This window comes from Raineyella sp. LH-20, from assembly GCF_033110965.1.
Lineage (GTDB): Bacteria > Actinomycetota > Actinomycetes > Propionibacteriales > Propionibacteriaceae > Raineyella.
Genome location: NZ_CP137003.1, coordinates 3,202,570 through 3,221,954, shown reverse-complemented (window position 1 = coordinate 3,221,954; position 19,385 = coordinate 3,202,570). Strand labels below are relative to the sequence as shown.

Sequence of the window (19,385 nt, the reverse complement as noted above, 5' to 3'; positions counted from 1 at the left end):
CGGTGGGTTTTCTGGGTGGAACATTGACTGCCTCTGGTCGTCTCGCGGTTGTCGTGGGGCGGGTGGGGGTCACTGGATTGTTGTCTGGTGGGTGGGGTGCACTGTTGGGTCCTGAGACCTCGGCCATGCGTGACGTGTGGTGCTGTCGTCGGGCTTCTCCTCGTGTGGGGGTGTCTGGTGGTGGTGGGTCTTTGACGGGATCACGGCTGATCAGGGATGGTTGGTTGTGGTGTTGTTTGTGTTTTGAGAACTTCATAGTGGACGCGAGCATCTTTGTAGATTTTTTCTTGATATTTGTGTTGGGAAAGCTACTAAGGGCGATCGGTGGATGCCTTGGCACCAAGAGCCGATGAAGGACGTTGTAACCTGCGATAAGCCCCGGGGAGTTGGTAAACGAGCTGTGATCCGGGGATGTCCGAATAGGGAAACCTTGAATGTCTCCAGTCATGTGGAGCGACCTCTACCTGAATGTATAGGGTAGTTGGAGGGAACGTGGGGAAGTGAAACATCTCAGTACCCATAGGAAGAGAAAACAATAGTGATTCCGTAAGTAGTGGCGAGCGAACGCGGATGAGGCCAAACTGCGTGTGTGTGATAGCTGACAGGTGTTGCATGCGTGGGGTTGTGGGGCTCGACTTGATCTGGCTGTTGACGGGTCGTGGAGTCAGAAATGTGTGGTGAAGTCGAAGGATTCTGGGAAGGTCCGGCAGAGCAGGTAATACCCCTGTAGACGTAAACTGCGCACTCCATTGTCGGGTTCCCAAGTAGCACGGGACTCCTGGAATTTCGTGTGAATCTGGCGGGACCACCCGCTAAGCCTGAATACTCCTTGGTGACCGATAGCGGATCAGTACCGTGAGGGAATGGTGAAAAGTACCCCGGGAGGGGAGTGAAATAGTACCTGAAACCGGTCGCCTACAAGCCGTCGGAGCCCGTGAGGGTGACGGCGTGCCTATTGAAAAATGAGCCTGCGAGTTAGTGGTGTGTGGCGAGGTTAACCCGTGTGGGGTAGTCGTAGCGAAAGCGAGTCCGATAAGGGCGTTGAGTCGCATGCTCTAGACCCGAAGCGTAGTGATCTATCCATGGCCAGGTTGAAGCGTCGGTAAGACGTCGTGGAGGACCGAACCCACCTAGGTTGAAAACTGGGGGGATGAGCTGTGGATAGGGGTGAAAGGCCAATCAAACTACGTGATAGCTGGTTCTCCCCGAAATGCATTTAGGTGCAGCGTCACGTGTTTCTTCCCGGAGGTAGAGCACTGGATGGTCTAGGGGGCCTACAAGCTTACCGAAATCAGCCAAACTCCGAATGCCGGTGAAGCCAGAGCGTGGCAGTGAGACAGTGGGGGATAAGCTTCATTGTCGAGAGGGAAACAGCCCAGATCATCAGCTAAGGCCCCTAAGCGGCTACTGAGTGGAAAAGGATGTGGAGTTGCGGTGACAACCAGGAGGTTGGCTTGGAAGCAGCCACCCTTGAAAGAGTGCGTAATAGCTCACTGGTCAAGTGATTCTGCGCCGACAATTCAGCGGGGCTAAGTAGTCCGCCGAAGCTGTGGCATTCAATTTTTGTTGGATGGGTAGGGGAGCGTCGTGCACGTGGTGAAGCAGCCGGGTGACCGTGTTGTGGAGTGTGTGCGAGTGAGAATGCAGGCATGAGTAGCGAATGACGGGTGAGAAACCCGTCCGCCGAATATCCAAGGGTTCCAGGGTCAAGCTAATCTGCCCTGGGTAAGTCGGGACCTAAGGCGAGGCCGACAGGCGTAGTCGATGGACAACGGGTTGATATTCCCGTACCGGTGTAATGGCGACCATGCTGAGGCGCGCGATGCTGAGCACGGAAGCTGCATCTGTGGGCCCTTCGGGGTTCTGGGTGTGGTGACTCTGCGACCCAGACGTGTAGTAGGCAAGCTACGGAGTGACGCAGGAAGGTAGCCCATCCTGGGCGGTGGTTGTCCCAGGGTAAAGGTGTAGGACGGGGTGTAGGTAAATCCGTGCCCTGTGTGTCTGAGACCTGATGCCACTGTCACCTTCGGGTGGTGGTGTGGGTGATCCTCTGCTGCCGAGAAAAGCTTCGTGAGCGATGTCATGAGCCGCCCGTACCCTAAACCGACACAGGTGGATGAGTAGAGAATACTAAGGCGATCGAGAGAATCGTGGTTAAGGAACTCGGCAAAATACCCCCGTAACTTCGGGATAAGGGGGGCCGGATGCGTGAACACTTTACGTGGTGAGCGTTGATGGCCGCAGAGACCAGGCCCAAGCGACTGTTTATCAAAAACACAGGTCCGTGCGAAGTCGTAAGACGATGTATACGGACTGACTCCTGCCCGGTGCTGGAAGGTTAAGGGGACGTGTCAACTTCGGTGAAGCACTGAACTTAAGCCCCAGTAAACGGCGGTGGTAACTATAACCATCCTAAGGTAGCGAAATTCCTTGTCGGGTAAGTTCCGACCTGCACGAATGGAGTAACGACTCGGGCACTGTCTCAACCACGAACTCGGTGAAATTGCAATACGAGTAAAGATGCTCGTTACGCGCAGCAGGACGGAAAGACCCCGGGACCTTTACTATAGTTTGGTATTGGTGATCGGTACAGCTTGTGTAGGATAGGTGGGAGACGTTGAAGCAGTCACGCCAGTGGTTGTGGAGTCATTGTTGAAATACCACTCTGGTTGTTCTGGTTATCTAACCTCGGACCATGATCTGGTTCAGGGACAGTGCCTGATGGGTAGTTTGACTGGGGCGGTCGCCTCCCAAAGAGTAACGGAGGCGCCCAAAGGTTCCCTCAGCCTGGTTGGCAATCAGGTGTCGAGTGTAAGTGCACAAGGGAGCTTGACTGTGAGACCGACGGGTCGAGCAGGGACGAAAGTCGGGACTAGTGATCTGACGGTGGCGTGTGGAAGCGCCGTCACTCAACGGATAAAAGGTACCCCGGGGATAACAGGCTGATCTTGCCCGAGCGTCCATAGCGACGGCATGGTTTGGCACCTCGATGTCGGCTCGTCGCATCCTGGGGCTGGAGTCGGTCCCAAGGGTTGGGCTGTTCGCCCATTAAAGCGGCACGCGAGCTGGGTTCAGAACGTCGTGAGACAGTTCGGTCCCTATCCGCTGTGCGCGTAGGAGTCTTGAGAAGGGCTGTCCTTAGTACGAGAGGACCGGGACGGACCAACCTCTGGTGTGCCAGTTGTCCTGCCAAGGGCATGGCTGGTTGGCTACGTTGGGAAGTGATAACCGCTGAAAGCATCTAAGCGGGAAGCACGCTTCAAGATGAGGACTCCCACTGTTTTGGTAAGGCCCCCAGTAGACGACTGGGTTGATAGGTCGGATGTGGAAGCCTAGTAATGGGTGGAGCTGACCGATACTAATAGGCCGAGGGCTTACCCAAACACACAAGAAACTATTCTGCTGAGTATGTTCGCGTCCACTATGTTGTTCCCGGAACACAAACACGGTTCCCGAACCCCACCCCGGCCCGTCTGGGCGGGTGGGGGACAGTTGAATAGTGTTGTTGCTGTTTCGACAGTGTTACGGTGATCATGGCGGAAGGGAAATACCCGGTCACATTCCGAACCCGGAAGTCAAGCCTTCCAGCGCCGATGGTACTGCACACGGGAGTGTGTGGGAGACTAGGACATCGCCGGACAACACACACCACCCCTTACGGGTGGAACGGCTGGAGGCCGGCACCTGCGTGGTGCCGGCCTCAGCTGCGTTATGGACTCTTTGAAAGGACTCGCCATGGGCGACGAGAACAAGGGACCCCAGGGGGGTTCCGGTCGCGGTGGTCGCGGTAGCGGTGGCCACGGCGGGCAGGGCGGTCGTGGCGGCCAGGGTGGCCGCGGCGGACGTTCCGGCGGTGGCGAGCGGAGCAGCTACGGCGGTGGCCGAGGGGGTCGCCCGGGCGGCGACCGCGGCCGCGAGAGTGGCGAGTTCGGTCGGGGCGGAGATCGCAGCGGGCGTCGTCCGGAAGGTGGGCGTCCGTCGGGCGGCCGGTCCGGTGGCTACCGTGGCGAGCGCTCCGAAGGGGAGCGATCCGGCGGATACCAGGGGCGCCCCGGGGACGAGCGGTCGGCCGGTTACCGCGGTGGACGAGGTGGCGATGAGCGTTCCGGCGGATATCGGGGCCGAGATCAGGCGTCTGGTGGCTACCGCGGCGAGCGTGGCGGAGATGAGCGTTCCGGTGGCTACCGTGGACCGCGGTCGGAAGGCGGTCGTTCCGGCGGCTACCGGGGCGAGCGTTCCGAAGGCGGTCGCGCGGAGGGCGGCCGTTCCGGTGGCTACCGGGGCGACCGTGCTGGCGATGAGCGTTCCGGTGGCTACCGCGGACAGCGTTCCGGCGGACGGCCGAGCGGAGAGGGCCGTGAGGACCGTACGGGCTGGAAGCGCGGCGGAGGCCGGCCCCAACGGGCTGCCGGCGAGGGACGTGGCCGCGGCGGTGACGAGCGCCGCTCCGGCGGTGCCGCGCAGGGGGGCCGTGGTTACCGGCGCCCCGAGGACATGCGTCGTAGCGAGGGCGATCATGGCGGCGAGATGCGCCAGGGCGGACGTCCCGACCGCGGACGCGACGCGGGCCAGGGGGGCCGCACGTGGCAGGAGTCGCGTGAGCGCCGAGGCGGCGACCGTGACCGCGGCGGTGACAGGCCCGGCTTCGCCCGGCGCGGACCGTCCGATCGCGGACGTGGTCCGGAGCGTGACCGCGGACAGGGTGGGCGTCCGGAGCGGGAGCGTGAGCCGCTGCCGCCCGGCCTCGAGCGCGCGGCCGACGAGCCGCCGATGCCGAAGGACGCGGATCTCTCGCGTCTGCCGCGGCAGGTCCGCGCCGAACTGCGCAGCCTGTCGGCCGAAGCAGCAGAGTTCGTGAGCGCCCATCTCGTGGCAGCCGGTGACTTGATCGACGAGGACCCGGCTCTGGCGTTGCGGCACGCCCAGGCGGCGAAGCGGCGCGGTGCGCGGCTCCCGCTGGTCCGTGAGGCCGTGGCCGAGACGGCGTACGCGGCGGAGGACTTCGCCGTGGCACTGACGGAGTACCGCGCGCTGCGCCGTCTCACCGGCGACTCGGCCTACCTGCCGGTGATGGCCGACTGTGAGCGTGCGCTCGGCCGCCCGGAGGAGGCACTGCGCCTGGTCCGCGAGGCCAAGCTGGTCGAGATGACCCAGCGCAGCAGGGTGGAGCTGGTGATCATCGAGGCCGGCGCGCGGGAGGACCTCGGCCAGGTGAAGGAAGGTCTGCGTGTGCTGAAGGCCTTCCTCAGCCACGTGTCGAAGGACATCCCGCACGAGGCACACGCCCGCCTGGCGTACGCGTACGCAGCGATGCTGCTCCGGCATGACCTGCCGGAGGAGGCCCGCGAGTGGTTCGTCACCGCGGACGAACTCGACACGGCGCGCGAACTGGACGCTGCCGACCAGATCGAGCTGCTGGACGGCGTGGACCTCGAGTTCGACTTCGAGGATGAGGACGAAGAAGGCGAGGAGTCCGAGGGCGCGGACGAGGAGACCGATTCCGGGGTCGAGGACCTGCCCGAGTCTGAGGAACTGCCCGAGTCCGGGGTCGAGGACGAGGACGTGCCGGGGCCCGAGGACCTGACGGACGCCGACGATGAGGCGGAGGCAGCCGAGCCGATCCTGGACGAGGACGAGTCGACGGACGAGTCTGACAGTGCTGTCGCCGAGAAGGACGCGACCGAGGATGATGACGCCACTGATGAGTGAGTTGATCGCTGCGTACGATGCCGCGCTGTTCGACCTGGACGGTGTGGTCTACCTCGGGCCCGAAGCGGTCCCGGGCGCACCCGAGGGGATCGCCGCCCTGCGGGAGCGGTCGGTGCCGGTCTGCTTCGTGACGAACAACGCCGCGCGGGCACCCGAAACGGTGGTCGACCAGCTGGTCGGCCTCGGCATCCCGTGCACCGAGGACGAGGTCATCACCGCCGGCCAGGCCGGCGTGCAGATGCTCATCCAGGAACTGCAGCCGGGGGCGAAGATCCTCGTCTGCGGATCGCGGGCGCTCATCGACCAGGTCACCGCGGCAGGCTTCACGGTGACCGTCTCGGCGGACGACGCCCCCGATGCCGTCATCCAGGGCTACGAACCCGACCTGCCGTGGGCCACCCTCACCGAGGCCGCGCTGGCGGTGCAGCGGGGCGCCCGCTGGTTCGCCACCAACACCGACCCGACCCGGCCGACCCACCGAGGCCTGGAACCGGGGGCCGGCGCCCAGATCGGCGTCGTACGGATGGTCGTCGGCGGCGACCCTCAGGCTGCCGGCAAGCCGGAGAGGCCGCTGATGCAGGCCGCGTCGGCGCGGCTCGGTGCCACGCGGCCGATCTTCGTCGGTGACCGGCTCGACACCGACGTCGCGGGCGGCCGCAACGCCGAGATGGACACCATGCTCGTCTTCTCCGGCACGCATCGGGCCCCCGAACTCTTCGCCGCCGACCCTGCGCACCGTCCGAGCCACATCGGCCGTGACCTGCGCGACCTGCTCGCGCCGGCCGCCTCGGTGGCCCTGAACGGTGACGAGGCCCGCTGCGGCGAGGCGTACGTACGTCTCGTGGACGGGGCCGTCGCCATCGTGGCCGCCGGCGACGCGCTCGACCTGGTCCGCGCCACCGCCGCCCTCGTCTGGTCCGCCCGGGACGCCGGCCGTCCCGCCGATCCGTCGTCGGTCGAACAGGCGGTGGCCACGGAGCTGGCCCGGTGACCTCGACCGCCCGGAGGCTGGATCGCGCCCTGGCGGAACTGGGCCTGGCCCGCTCCCGCAGCCATGCGCAGGAACTGATCCGCTCCGGGCGTGTCCGGCTCGCGGGCCGGACCGTCACCCGCCCCGCCACCACCGTTGCCGAGGACGCCGACCTCGAGGTCGACGGCGAGGAATGGGTCGGCCGCGCCGCCCACAAACTGCTCGGCGCCCTCGAGGACCTGCCGGTCCCCGTTCCCGCCCGGACCCTCGATGTCGGTGCCTCCACCGGCGGTTTCACCCAGGTCCTGCTGGCCCGGGGCTGCGCCGAGGTGTACGCGGTCGATGTCGGCCACGGACAGCTCGCCCCGACCGTGGCCGACGACCCGCGAGTGCACGTCCGCGAAGGGCTCAACGCCAAGGAACTGACCCTCGCCGACCTGGACGGCCGGCCGGTCGACCTGGTCGTCGCCGACGTCTCGTTCATCTCGCTGACCCACCTGCTTCCGGCGATCACCGGGGTGGTCGGCCGCCAGGCGTACGCTCTGCTCATGGTCAAGCCCCAATTCGAGGTGGGGCGCGAGGGGCTGGACGGCCGTGGTGTGGTGCGGGAGGAACGTGCACGACTGGCCGCGGTGGACGACGTCGCGGCCGTGGCCGAGGATCTCGGCTGGGCGGTGACGGGGCGTGCCCCGAGCAGGCTGTCGGGCCCCGCCGGCAATGTCGAGTACTTCCTGCGCCTGGCGTGGAACGGAAGGTGAGCAGCACGAGCGAGCACGTTGCAGACGGATCAGACGGATCAACCGGATCAGAGGGATCGGGAGGATCGGGAGGATCGGGCGGACCACAGGACAAGTCGAGGGCTGAGAAAGCGGCACCCTGGGCCGGTCACCGGCGGGGCACCCGAGAGTTCACCAGGCTGCTGGCGGCGATGTTCTTCGCCGGTGTGGCGACCTTCGCGCAGCTCTACGCCCCGCAGGCCGTGCTCCCGGCGATCAGCACCGGGCTGCAGGTCGCCCCGGCCGAGTCGGCGCTGCTGGTCTCCGCCGCCACCGGCGGCTTGGCCGTCTCGGTGCTGTTGTGGTCCTGGCTCGCCGACCGCAGCGGGCGGGTCCGGACCATGATGACCGCGATCATCCTGGCCACCGTCATCGGCGCCGCCTTCGCGTTCACCTCCTGGCTGCCGCTGATGGTCGTCCTGCGGTTCCTGGAGGGTGCCTGCCTCGGTGGCGTGGCCGGGGTGGCGGTCGCCTACATCACCGAGGAGACCCACGCCGGCTCGATGGCCGCCGCGACCGGCCTCTACGTCTCCGGCACTTCCCTCGGCGGCCTGTCCGGGCGACTCGTCTCCGGCCCGGTCACCGACCTGACCGGTTCGTGGCGGGCCGGCGTCGGCGCGGTGATCGCGCTCAGCGTGCTCGCTGCCGTGCTGTTCGCCGTACTGGTCCCGCCGGCACGACGATTCACCCCCCGGCGTACGTCCCTGCTCGACGTCTCCCGGCGGGCAGGAGCGCACCTGCGCAGCCCGCGGATGCTGGCCGTCTTCACCCAGGGCTTCTGCCTGATGGGTGCCTTCGTCACGGTGTACAACTACCTCGGCTTCCGGCTGGAAGCGCCGCCGTTCGGGCTGTCGCCGACCATCACCTCGCTGCTCTTCCTGTCCTATCTGGCCGGCACCTGGTCGTCGCAGCGGGCGACCCGGGTCGCGGTGCGGTTCGGGCGGCGTACGGTGCTGCTCGGGTCCGGCGGGCTGATGCTGGCAGGGCTGGCCCTCACCTGGATCCCCGGGATCGTCGTCATCATCGTCGGGCTGGTGGTGCTCACCACCGGGTTCTTCGCCGGGCACGCCATCGCCGCGGCGCTGGGCGGCATCCTGGCCACCGAGGGCCGAGCCCAGGCGACCGCTCTCTACAACTTCTTCTACTACGCCGGGTCGTCCGTGATGGGCTGGGCCGGCGGCTATCTGTTCGCCGTCGCCGGATGGCCGGCGGTGTCGGCGTTCTGTGCGCTGGCCGTGGCCCTGGCCATGGTGGCCGCCTGGGTGGGCTTGCGCCCCGCCGTCACACCCAGCGTTTAGGCTGGCCCGGTGAGCACCCAACCCGGCCCCCTCGTCAGCGCCTCCGATCCGGCGAAGGATGCCGGAGATCGGCGGGTCGCGGTGATCACCCACACCCATCGGCCCGAAGCGGTGCGGGCCGCCGTGCAGTTCATGCACGAGGTGGCCGCCCAGGGCATCACCTGCGTGCTGCCGCGTGCGGACGCGAAGGAGATGGCCTCCTTCCTGGACGGTGCCGGCCTGCGGACCGACCTGATCGACGAAGCCGGGACCAACGGCTGCGAGCTCGCCGTCGTCTTCGGCGGCGACGGGACGATCCTGCGCGGGGTCGAGTGGGCGTTGTCGGTCGACCTGCCGATCCTCGGTGTCAACCTCGGCCACGTCGGCTTCCTCGCCGAGGCCGAGTCCTCCCAGATCGATCAGGTGGTGGCCGCCGTCAGCCACCGCAGCTACCACACCGAGACCAGGTTCACTGCCCGGGTACGCGTCCTGTCCGGGCCCGGCGGCGACGTGCTGTGGGAGTCGTTCGCGGTGAACGAGGCCTCCCTGGAGAAGGCCTCCCGGCAGCGGATGCTGGAGGCCGTGGTGGCCGTCAACGACCAGCCGCTGTCGCGGTGGAGCTGCGACGGCATCCTCGTCTCCACCCCGACCGGCTCCACGGCGTACGCCTTCTCCGCGGGTGGGCCGGTGACCTGGCCCGGTGTCGACGCGATGCTCATCGTCCCGCTGAGCGCGCACGCCCTGTTCAACCGGCCGGTCGTCGTGCCGGCCGACGCCCACGTCCACGTCCAGGTGGTGCGCGCCGAGCAGAACAACGCGGTCGTGTGGCTGGACGGTCGCCGCTCGTTCGACCTGGCCCCGGGCAACGTCCTCGACGTCACCCGCGGCGTGCACCGGCTGCAACTGGCTCGGATCGCCCCCGACGACTTCACCGGTCGACTGGTGCGCAAGTTCGGCCTGAACATCCAGGGCTGGCGGGGGACCGCGGAACGACGCGACGCCCCGGCGCCGGCCGGCGTCCACGATCGGCGCGGGAGCACGGAACGGCACGGAGCCCAGGGACGGAGCGGGGCATGATCACCGAACTGCGGATCAGCGACCTGGGTGTCATCGCCGAGGCGACCCTCGACCTGGCACCGGGCTTCACCGCCGTCACCGGTGAGACCGGCGCCGGCAAGACGATGATCGTCAGTGGCCTCGGCCTGCTGCTCGGCCAGCGTGCCGCCCGGGGCATCGTCCGCCGCGATGCGGCGGGCACCGAACGTACGGCCCGGGTGGAGGGCCGGTTCGACCGGCTGCCGGTGCCGGTCCGCTCCCGGGTCGAGGACCTCGGCGGGGCCCTCGACGAGCCGGCGGACGATCCGGAACTCGTGCTGGCCCGGACCGTCGGCGCCGCCGGACGTTCCCGGGCGTACGTCGGGGGAGCGCAGGTGCCGGTCGCCTCACTGTCCACGGTGAGCGAGGATCTGATCACCATCCACGGACAGTCGGGCCAGATCCGGCTCGCCCTGCCGGAGACCCAGCGCGACATGCTCGACCGGTTCGGCGGCGAGACGCTGTCCGCGATCCTGACCGACTACCGCGCCACCTGGCAGGACTGGCGGTCGGCCTCGGTGGAACTGGAAACGCTGCGCGCCGCGGCCCGAGAACGGGCCCGCGAGGTCGACATGCTCCGGCATTCCCTCGACGAGATCGCCGGCGTCGACCCGAAGCCGGGCGAGGACGAGGAACTGGCCGCGGAGACCGTCCGGCTGCAGGCGGTCGACGACCTGCGGGTCGCCGCCGGCCGGGCCGCGCTGGCACTCAATGGCGACGAGGTCGACTTCGACACCTCGCCCGGCGCGGCCGCCCTCGTCGGAGTGGCCCGGCACGCCCTGGACGCGATCGCCGAAGCCGACCCGGCCGCCTCCGCCCTGGCCGGCCGGACCCGCGAACTCGTCTACCAGCTCAACGACCTGGGCGCCGACCTGGCCGGCTATCTCGCCGGACTCGAGGCCGACCCCGCCCGGCTCGAGGAAATCACCGGGCGACGTGCCGCGCTGGCCGCGCTGCACCGCAAGTACGGCGAGACGACCGACGCGGTGCTGGCCTGGGCCGACGCCTCCCGGACCCGCCTCGACGACCTGGTCGGCACCGACGACCGGATCGGCGCACTGGCCGCCGACGTCGCTCGCCTCCGCACCCGATTGGAGCGGCTGGCGGCCGACCTCACCGCCGCCCGCACCGCCGCGGCGCGACGCCTCGAGGAGGCGGTGCGCGAGGAGCTCGCCGCCCTGGCGATGCCCCGGGCCCGGCTGACCGTGCTGCTGCAGCCCACCGACCCCGGGCCGTGGGGCGGGGAGACGATCGAGTTCCTGTTCGCCGCCAATCCCGGCTCCCCGCCCGGACCGCTGGGCAAGGTCGCCTCCGGCGGTGAGTTGTCCCGGGTCCGCCTCGCCCTCGAGGTCACCGTCGCCGACGCGCCGGGCCAGACGCTGGTCTTCGACGAGGTCGACTCCGGTGTCGGTGGGGCTGTCGCGGTGGAGATCGGCCGGCGGCTGAAGCGGCTCGCCGAGCGGTCCCAGGTCGTGGTGGTCACCCACCTCGCCCAAGTGGCTGCCTTCGCCGATCGGCATTTCGTCGTGGTGAAGGCCGATGACGGCCGGATCACCACCAGCGGCGTACGCGAGGTGGCCCAGGCCGACCGGGCCGGCGAGCTCGCCCGGATGATGGCCGGCATCGATGCCACCGACACCGCACTGGCTCACGCGGAGGAGCTGCTCGCGGTGGCGACCGACGCGATGGACGGTTCGTTGGTCCCGAAGCCCTCCGAGCGATAGGGTGGAGGCCCGTGGGCCACGCGAATCTGAATCAGCATCACGTCGAGACCAAGCACATCTTCGTCACCGGAGGTGTCGCCTCGTCGCTCGGCAAGGGACTGACCGCCTCGAGCCTGGGCAGCCTGCTGGTCGCCCGCGGGCTGCGGGTCACGATGCAGAAGCTGGATCCGTACATCAACGTCGATCCCGGCACGATGAACCCGTTCCAGCACGGTGAGGTCTTCGTCACCGAGGACGGCGCCGAGACCGACCTCGACATCGGCCACTACGAGCGCTTCCTCGACCGCCACCTCAACGCCGACGCCAACGTCACCACCGGCAAGGTCTACGCCTCGGTGATCGCCAAGGAGCGGCGCGGTGAGTACCTCGGCGACACCGTCCAGGTGATCCCGCACATCACCAACGAGATCAAGGACGAGATGCTGCGGATGGGCGGCGACGAGGTCGACGTCGTCATCCACGAGATCGGCGGCACCGTCGGCGACATCGAGTCGCTGCCCTTCCTCGAGGCCGCCCGCCAGGTGCGCCGGGAGGTCGGCCGGGACAACTCGTTCTTCCTGCATGTCTCCCTGGTGCCCTACCTCGGCCCGTCCGGAGAGCTGAAGACCAAGCCGACCCAGCACTCGGTCGCCGCGCTGCGCCAGGGCGGCATCCAGCCCGACGCCATCGTCTGCCGCTCCGACCGCGAGATCCCCGGCGGCATCAAGCACAAGATCGCGCTGTTCTGCGACGTCGACGAGGAGGCGGTCGTCTCCTGCCCCGACGCACCCTCGATCTACGACATCCCGAAGGTGCTGCACGCCGAGGGTCTCGACGTCTTCGTCGTACGGCGCCTCAACCTGCCGTTCCGCGACGTGGAGTGGAGCAAGTGGAACGACCTGCTCGAGCGGGTCCACGCGCCGCGCGAAGAGGTCACCATCGCCCTGGTCGGCAAGTACATCGACCTGCCCGACGCCTACCTGTCGGTCACCGAGGCGCTGCGCGCCGGCGGCTTCGCGAACTGGGCCAAGGTGAAGGTCAAGTGGGTCGCCTCCGACACCTGCGAGACCCCGGAGGGCGCCGCCGAGCAGCTCGGCGATGTCGACGGCATCTGCGTGCCCGGCGGGTTCGGCATCCGTGGTGTCGAGGGCAAGATCGGCGCCGTACGCTTCGCCCGGGAACACCGCATCCCGATCCTCGGGCTGTGCCTCGGCCTGCAGGTGATGGTGGTCGAGGTCGCCCGCCACCTGGCCGGCATCGAGGGCGCCGACTCCTCGGAGTTCAACCCGGACACCGCCGATCCGGTGATCGCCACGATGGCCGAGCAGCAGGCGATCGTCTCCGGTGAGGGCGACCTGGGCGGCTCGATGCGCCTCGGGGCGTACGACGCGACCCTGGAGCGCGACTCGCAGGTGGCCCGCCTCTACGGCTCCGTGCACGTCTCCGAGCGTCACCGGCACCGCTACGAGGTGAACAACGCCTACCGGGCCCGCCTCGAGCAGGCCGGTCTGGTGATCTGCGGCACCTCCCCGGACCGCAACCTGGTGGAGTTCATCGAGCTCAAGGACGACCTCCACCCGTTCTTCGTCGCGACCCAGGCCCACCCGGAGTTCAAGTCCCGCCCGACCCGCCCGCACCCGCTGTTCGCCGGGCTCGTCGGGGCGGCACTGAAGCGTCGGGACAGCGACCGGCTGCCGGTCGAGGACGAGGCCTGACGTGCTCGACGGCCTCGCTGCCGACATCCTCACCGCGGCCGAACTGGGCGACGTCGCGATGGCCTGGCCGGTCCGTTCCCGACGGCTGGTCGGGGAGGGCGCGATCTTCGACCTGGTCCGAGACCAGGTGGTCGACCCGACCGGGGCCGAACTGCGCCGCGAGTGGATCCGCCACCCCGGTGCGGTCGGCGTGATCGCGCTGGACGACGAGGACCGGGTGGTCCTGGTCCGGCAGTACCGCCACCCCGCCGCGCTGCGGCTGGTCGAACCGCCGGCCGGCCTGCTCGACGTCGACGGGGAGGACTACGTCGCCGCCGCGCAGCGCGAGCTCGCCGAGGAGGTCGGCCTGCGGGCCGACGACTGGCGGGTGCTCGTCGACATGTTCACCTCCCCGGGCGCCAGCCAGGAGAGCATCCGGATCTATCTCGCCCGGGGTCTGCACAGCGAGTCCCGCCCGGACGGTTTCGTGGCGGACGGCGAGGAGGCCCAGATGGACATCGTCCGGGCCGACCTCGGCGACGTCGTCGAGGCGGTCCTCGCCGGTCGGCTGCAGAATCCGGTGCTCGTCGCCGGAGTGATGGCTGCCGCCGCGGCACGGCCCGGCGGCTGGGACCGGCTGCGTGCCGCCGACGCACCCTGGCCGGCCCGCGGGCTGCGCACCGAGTTCCTCGCCCGAGCCCCGTTCGCCTGAGCCCCGGGACCACCACGTGACGACGAGCGGGGTCCGGGCCGACCGACCCCGGCGGACCCCGGGCCGGGCCCGATGAGCGGCATGGAGCAGGACGCGGACGGTGGCGCCGGCCGGCACGACCGGATCGGTGACCTGGTGGCGACGTTCCTGGCCCACCTCGGTGTCGAGCGCGGTCTGTCCGGCAACACACTGAGCAACTACCGTCGCGACCTGGACCGCTACCGCGGCTACCTGGCGGGGCGGGGCATCACCGATCCCGCGGCGATCACCGAGGCCGTCGTCGGTGGCTTTCCGGCGCAACTGTCGGCGGGGGACCCGGGCCACCCGCCGCTGGCTGCATCCTCGGTGGCCCGGGCGGTCGTCGCCGTACGCTCCTTCCACCGCTTCGCCGCCCGGGAAGGGCTGATCGGTGCCGACCCGGCCGCCGACGTCCACCCGCCGTCGACCGGCCGACACCTGCCGAAGGCGCTGACCGTCGCCCAGGTCGAGGCCCTGCTCGCCGCGCCGGACCGCGACACGCCGGTGGGACTACGGGATGCCGCCCTGCTGGAACTGCTGTACGGCACAGGCGCGCGGGTCTCCGAGGTCGTCCGACTCGACGTGGACGACCTCACCGCGGTGCTCCGGGCGCTCGCCGACGGGCCCGCCGCGCTGCGGCTGTTCGGCAAGGGCTCCAAGGAGCGGCTGGTGCCGTTCGGGTCGTACGCCGCCCGCGCCGTCGAGGCCTGGCTGGTCCGCGGCCGACCTGCGATGGCGTCCCGTGGCGGCGGCGATCCCGCGCTGCTGCTGAACAGTCGGGGCACCCGGCTGTCGCGGCAGAGTGCCTGGGAGGTGATCCGCCGGGCCGCGGACGGCGCCGGGCTGGAGGTGGAGATCTCTCCGCACACGTTGCGTCATTCGTACGCCACGCACCTGCTCGACGGCGGTGCGGACGTCCGGGTGGTGCAGGAGCTGCTGGGGCATGCGTCGGTGACGACGACCCAGATCTACACCCTGGTGACGGTCGATCACCTGCGCGAGGTGTACGCGGAATCCCATCCCCGTGCGCGGTGACGCTAGACTTTCCCCCCAGTGCCCGATAAGGGTAGGTACTGTTGACCCAGACAGCTCGAGGGGGTTCCGTGGACCGGTTCGGTGAGACGCGCGATGAGGACACCGCACTGTTCGACGTCGACGCGCTCGACACCGACGAATCCGGCAACGGGCCGACCGGTCGGCCGTGGCCCGACCTGCCGATCCCGACCCTGCCCGGCGACGGCCCGAAGCATGCCACCATCATCGCGATGTGCAATCAGAAGGGCGGCGTCGGCAAGACCACGACGACCATCAATCTGGGCGCCGCGCTGGTGGAGACCGGCCGCAAGGTCCTGCTGGTCGACCTCGACCCGCAGGGGTCGCTGTCGGTCGGCCTGGGGATCAATCCGCACACCCTCGAACTGAGCGTCTACAACCTCCTGCTCGGCTCCGGGGTGACGTCCGAGGACGTCATCGCCGAGTCGCCGGTGGAGGGGATGGACATCCTCCCCAGCAACATCGACCTGTCGGCCGCCGAGATCCAGCTGGTCGCCGAGGTGGCCCGCGAGCTGACCCTGTCCCGGGTGCTCGAGCCGCTGCGCGCCGAGTACGACGTGATCCTGATCGACTGCGCCCCCTCGCTGGGCCTGCTCACCGTCAACGCGCTCACCGCCGCCGACACCGTGGTGATCCCGCTGGAGTGCGAGTTCTTCGCGCTGCGCGGTGTGGCGCTGCTGACCGACACCATCGCCAAGATCCAGGACCGGCTCAACCCGCGGCTGACCGTGCTCGGTCTGCTCGGCACGATGTACGACGGCCGTACGCTGCACGCCCGCGAGGTGCTGCAGACCGTCGTCGACGCCTTCGGTGACGAGGTCTTCCACACCGTCATCCGCCGTACGGTCAAGTTCCCCGAGACCACCGTGGCGGGGGAGCCGATCACGACGTACGCGTCCAGCTCGCCCGGCGCCGAGGCCTATCGGTCCCTCGCCCGGGAGGTGCTGGCCCGCCTCGGGTCCTGAGCGGTGATCGCCGGCCTGTCCGCCACCCGACCGCCCACCGCTGCTGATCGTCCCCGAATCTCCGCCGAACGGCGCCCACCCGTGTCCGTACGGCACCACGGCACCGCCGGCACACCGGCCGGCCGCGACCGAGCCCGAACCCCCATCCGAGGAGAGCGATGACCGACACCGACGACACCGACGACGAGCAGGGCGGCATCCGTCTCCAGAAGGTCCTCGCCCAGGCCGGCATCGCGTCCCGCCGAGCCAGCGAACAGTTGATCGCCGACGGCCGGGTCGAGGTGAACGGCGAGCTGGTCACCGAACAGGGCCGACGCGTCGACCCGGAGAAGGACGAGATCCGCGTCGACGGGTCCCGCATCCCGACCGCCCGCCGCCACGTCTACACCGTGCTCAACAAGCCGCGCGGTGTCGTCTCGACGATGGACGACCCGGAGGGCCGCGAGACCCTCAGCGACTACATCGACCGGCGCAACGTACGCCTCTTCCATGTCGGACGGCTCGACACCGAGACCGAGGGCCTGATCATCCTCACCAACGACGGGGAGTTCGCCCACCGGCTGGCCCACCCCTCGTACGAGGTACCGAAGACGTACGTCGCCCAGGTGCTCGGCCAGGTCTCGGCGCACACGTTGAAGCGGATCCAGCGGGGCATCACCCTCGAGGACGGACCGGTGCGCCCCGACAAGGTCAAGCTGATGCAGACCCAGCCGGACGCGACCCTGCTGCAGATCACTCTGCACGAGGGCCGCAACCGGGTGGTCCGGCGGATGATGGAGGCCTTCGGCCACCCGGTGCTGAAGCTCACCCGGATCGCGATCGGGCCGGTGCGACTCGGCCGGCTGCAGCCCGGTGAGATGCGTGACCTGACCCGCGAGGAACTGGGCAAGCTGCTCGACCTGGTCGGGATGTGACGAGGGCCCGGAGATGACACCGACGCCCGGCGAGGCGCGGACCCGGCGGATCTACGGGCTGGAGACGGAGTACGGGCTGACCAGCCGGCCCCGCGGTTCCCGACGGGTCGGGCCGGAGGAGGTCGCCCGGCAGATGTTCCGCGGGATGATCGCCTGGGGCAGGTCCAGCAACGTGTTCCTCGGGAACGGGGCGCGGATCTACCTCGACGTCGGGTCGCACCCCGAGTACGCGACCGCCGAGTGCGACGACCTGTACGACCTGGTCGCCCACGACGCGGTCGGCAACCGGCTGGTCGAGGACCTGCGCCGGCTGGCCGCCGACCAGCTCGCCGCCGACGGCACCCCGGTCGACATCTTCCTGTTCAAGAACAACGTCGACTCCGCCGGCAACTCGTACGGCTGTCACGAGAACTACCTCGTCGACCGGGCGGTGGACATCAACCGCTACTACCGGATCATCCTGCCGTTCCTGGTCAGCCGGCAGCTGATCGCCGGCGCCGGCCACCTGTCCCGGACCCAGCTCTACGAGCGCCCCGACCACGCGCCGGGGGCGCACCACCCGACGACGTTCCAGCTCAGCCAGCGGGCCGACCAGATGTGGGACACCGTCTCCTCGGCCACCACCCGGTCACGGCCGATGATCAACACCCGCGACGAGCCGCACGGCGATCCGGAGCTCTACCGCCGGCTGCACGTCATCGTCGGTGACTCGTCGATGTCACAGACCACCACGCTGCTCAAGGTGGGGGCGACCGAGCTGGTGCTGCGGCTCGTCGAGGCGCGGGTGGCGTTGCCCGATCTGACCCTCGACAACCCCAATCTCGCCATCCGCCAGATCTCCCGCGACCTGACCGGTCGTACGCCGGTCGCCCTCGCCTCCGGGCGGACGGTCACCGCGCTCGACCTGCAGCGGGCCTACCTGCAGGCGGTCCTCGACCACCGCGACCGGCTCGGTGCCTTCTCACCGGCGCTGGAGCAGGCCCTCGGGCTGTGGCGAAGGACGCTCGACGCCGTCGACGCGGGCGACCTGGACACCCTGTCACGGGACATCGACTGGGCGATCAAGTACAAGTTGATCACCCGCTACGCGGATCGTCACGGCCTGGCGCTGGACAGCCCCCGGCTGGCACAGCTGGACGTCGCCTACCACGACATCGCCGAGGGACGCGGCCTGTTCCGCCTCCTCGATGCCCATGGTGAGGTGAGCCGGGTCGTCGATGACGCCGCTGTCGAGCGGGCGCTGACCACGCCTCCCGCCACCCGGGCGCGGCTGCGTGGCGCCTTCATCGACGCCGCCCGGGCCGCGGAGGTCGACTACCTCGCCGACTGGATGCATCTGCGGGTCAACCGCGGCAACCAGACCCGCGCGCTGACCCTGCGCGACCCGTTCCGGGAGACCGACGAGCGCGTCGACGCCCTGATCGCGTCGCTGACCGACCCGTCCTGGTGACGCGGAGGGGACGGTAGGCTGCCCGACGTGATGGACTTCCTCCGCCCCCGCCCTGCCCGCACGGCTCTGCTCGCCGCCGTCCTGGCCCTCGGCCTCGGTCTGGCCGGCTGTTCGCAGGGGTCCGGGGCGAACTCCCCGACCGCCTCGCCCAGCGCGTCCGCCTCCGCGGCGCCCGAGCCGGCTCAGGTGACCACCCTGGACGGCGTCTCCGTCGGTGGCACGTTCGGCGAGTCCCCGACGGTCACGTTCACCCCGTTCACCGTCGGCGACACCCTGTCGAAGGTGCTGAGCGACGGCACCGGACCGGAGGTGACCGCCGACATGACCGTCACCGTCCATTACCAGGGACTCAACGGCCGCACCGGTGAGGTCTTCGACGCGTCGTACGCGAACGGCAAGCCGACCGCGTTCCCGCTCAACGGCGTGATCCCCGGATTCTCCAAGGGCCTGGTCGGCAAGAAGCAGGGGTCCCGGGTGCTGCTCGCCATCCCCGGCAAGGACGGCTACGACTCCAGCGGCGGCAACCCGCAGGCGGGCATCCAGGCCGGCGACACCCTCGTCTTCGTGGTCGACATCGTCAGCGTGCCGCTCAGCGGCCCGCAGGGCGACACGGTGAGCCAGCCCTCCGGCCAGCCCACGGTCAGCGGACCGGTGAACGATCCGAAGATCTCCATCCCCTCCGGCGCCGCCCCGGGCCAGCTCCTCGTCCAGCCGCTGATCAAGGGCAAGGGCGACAAGGTGACCGCCGACTCGACCGTCACGGTCAACTACCGGGCCTGGCTGTGGGACGGCGCCAAGCAGGTCGACGACTCGTACGCCCCGACGACGGTGAACGGTCAGCAGGTGCCCGCGGCGCCCCAGTCCGGGCAGCTGTCCACCCTGATCAAGGGCTGGCAGACCGCGCTGGCCGGCCAGACGGTCGGCAGCCGGATCCTGATCGTCGCCCCCGCCTCGGAGGCCTACCCGGACGGTGCTCCGGAGCTGGGCATCCCGGCCGGTGCCACCCTCGTCTACGTGGTGGACATCCTGCAGGCGTCCTGACCGGGGCC

General features: G+C 69.0%; 13 protein-coding genes and 2 rRNA genes. All 15 read left to right on the top strand.

All coding sequences use genetic code 11. The features are described from left to right. Positions 1-301: 301 nt before the first annotated feature. The 15 genes from R0146_RS14215 (at position 302) to R0146_RS14145 (ending at position 19,377) form a co-directional block, all read left to right on the top strand. Positions 302-3,382: ribosomal RNA gene (locus tag R0146_RS14215) — 23S ribosomal RNA — on the top strand. 141 nt (positions 3,383-3,523) lie between these two features. After that, a 5S ribosomal RNA gene (gene rrf / locus R0146_RS14210) occupies positions 3,524-3,640 on the top strand. A gap of 1,130 nt (positions 3,641-4,770) precedes the next feature. Beyond that, positions 4,771-5,709, top strand: a complete 939-nt coding sequence (locus tag R0146_RS14205; RefSeq protein WP_317690509.1) for a tetratricopeptide repeat protein — start codon at positions 4,771-4,773, stop codon at positions 5,707-5,709. Beyond that, entirely contained in the window at positions 5,702-6,700 is a 999-nt protein-coding gene (locus R0146_RS14200) for an HAD-IIA family hydrolase (RefSeq protein ID WP_317690508.1), read from the top strand. Before R0146_RS14205 ends, R0146_RS14200 begins: the two co-directional genes overlap by 8 nt. Next, a complete protein-coding gene (locus tag R0146_RS14195; protein WP_317690507.1) occupies positions 6,697-7,437 on the top strand; it encodes a TlyA family RNA methyltransferase in 741 nt (246 codons plus the stop codon). The genes R0146_RS14200 and R0146_RS14195 overlap by 4 nt, the downstream gene beginning before the upstream one ends. Before the next feature lie 170 nt (positions 7,438-7,607). Beyond that, complete coding sequence (locus R0146_RS14190) at positions 7,608-8,753, top strand: MFS transporter (RefSeq protein WP_317690505.1); 1,146 nt, start codon at positions 7,608-7,610, stop codon at positions 8,751-8,753. Positions 8,754-8,762: 9 nt separating this feature from the next. Beyond that, positions 8,763-9,809, top strand: a complete 1,047-nt coding sequence (locus tag R0146_RS14185; RefSeq protein ID WP_317690504.1) for an NAD kinase — start codon at positions 8,763-8,765, stop codon at positions 9,807-9,809. Further along, positions 9,806-11,551, top strand: coding sequence for a DNA repair protein RecN (recN, locus tag R0146_RS14180; RefSeq protein WP_317690503.1), 1,746 nt, complete (start codon positions 9,806-9,808; stop codon positions 11,549-11,551). The genes R0146_RS14185 and recN overlap by 4 nt, the downstream gene beginning before the upstream one ends. An 11-nt stretch (positions 11,552-11,562) precedes the next feature. Continuing rightward, the gene (locus R0146_RS14175) at positions 11,563-13,245 is read left to right on the top strand and encodes a CTP synthase (protein ID WP_317690502.1); all 1,683 of its coding nucleotides are present in this window, start codon (positions 11,563-11,565) and stop codon (positions 13,243-13,245) included. 58 nt (positions 13,246-13,303) lie between these two features. Beyond that, entirely contained in the window at positions 13,304-13,936 is a 633-nt protein-coding gene (locus tag R0146_RS14170; protein WP_317692420.1) for an NUDIX domain-containing protein, read from the top strand. Between the two features lie 81 nt (positions 13,937-14,017). Beyond that, the gene (locus R0146_RS14165; RefSeq protein WP_317690501.1) at positions 14,018-14,989 is read left to right on the top strand and encodes a site-specific tyrosine recombinase XerD; all 972 of its coding nucleotides are present in this window, start codon (positions 14,018-14,020) and stop codon (positions 14,987-14,989) included. A gap of 107 nt (positions 14,990-15,096) precedes the next feature. Further along, positions 15,097-15,972: a ParA family protein gene (locus R0146_RS14160; RefSeq protein ID WP_411567209.1), complete on the top strand. Its 876-nt coding sequence runs from the start codon at positions 15,097-15,099 to the stop codon at positions 15,970-15,972. Between the two features lie 158 nt (positions 15,973-16,130). After that, complete coding sequence (locus tag R0146_RS14155; RefSeq protein WP_317690499.1) at positions 16,131-16,886, top strand: pseudouridine synthase; 756 nt, start codon at positions 16,131-16,133, stop codon at positions 16,884-16,886. 13 nt (positions 16,887-16,899) lie between these two features. Then, positions 16,900-18,336: a Pup--protein ligase gene (gene pafA / locus R0146_RS14150; RefSeq protein ID WP_317690498.1), complete on the top strand. Its 1,437-nt coding sequence runs from the start codon at positions 16,900-16,902 to the stop codon at positions 18,334-18,336. 30 nt (positions 18,337-18,366) lie between these two features. Continuing rightward, positions 18,367-19,377 carry an FKBP-type peptidyl-prolyl cis-trans isomerase gene (locus R0146_RS14145; protein ID WP_317692419.1) on the top strand — a complete coding sequence of 337 codons (1,011 nt, stop codon included), beginning with the start codon at positions 18,367-18,369 and terminating at the stop codon, positions 19,375-19,377. The last annotated feature ends 8 nt before the right edge of the window (positions 19,378-19,385 follow it).

Excerpts from the sequence above, each read along its gene's own strand:
- R0146_RS14155 (WP_317690499.1), top strand. The coding sequence starts at position 16,131 with ATGACCGACACCGACGACACCGACGACGAGCAGGGCGGCATCCGTCTC.
- R0146_RS14145 (WP_317692419.1), top strand. The coding sequence starts at position 18,367 with ATGGACTTCCTCCGCCCCCGCCCTGCCCGCACGGCTCTGCTCGCCGCC.
- R0146_RS14165 (WP_317690501.1), top strand. The coding sequence starts at position 14,018 with ATGGAGCAGGACGCGGACGGTGGCGCCGGCCGGCACGACCGGATCGGT.
- R0146_RS14200 (WP_317690508.1), top strand. The coding sequence starts at position 5,702 with ATGAGTGAGTTGATCGCTGCGTACGATGCCGCGCTGTTCGACCTGGAC.
- pafA (WP_317690498.1), top strand. The coding sequence starts at position 16,900 with ATGACACCGACGCCCGGCGAGGCGCGGACCCGGCGGATCTACGGGCTG.
- R0146_RS14170 (WP_317692420.1), top strand. The coding sequence starts at position 13,304 with ATGGCCTGGCCGGTCCGTTCCCGACGGCTGGTCGGGGAGGGCGCGATC.
- recN (WP_317690503.1), top strand. The coding sequence starts at position 9,806 with ATGATCACCGAACTGCGGATCAGCGACCTGGGTGTCATCGCCGAGGCG.
- R0146_RS14205 (WP_317690509.1), top strand. The coding sequence starts at position 4,771 with ATGCCGAAGGACGCGGATCTCTCGCGTCTGCCGCGGCAGGTCCGCGCC.
- R0146_RS14190 (WP_317690505.1), top strand. The coding sequence starts at position 7,608 with ATGTTCTTCGCCGGTGTGGCGACCTTCGCGCAGCTCTACGCCCCGCAG.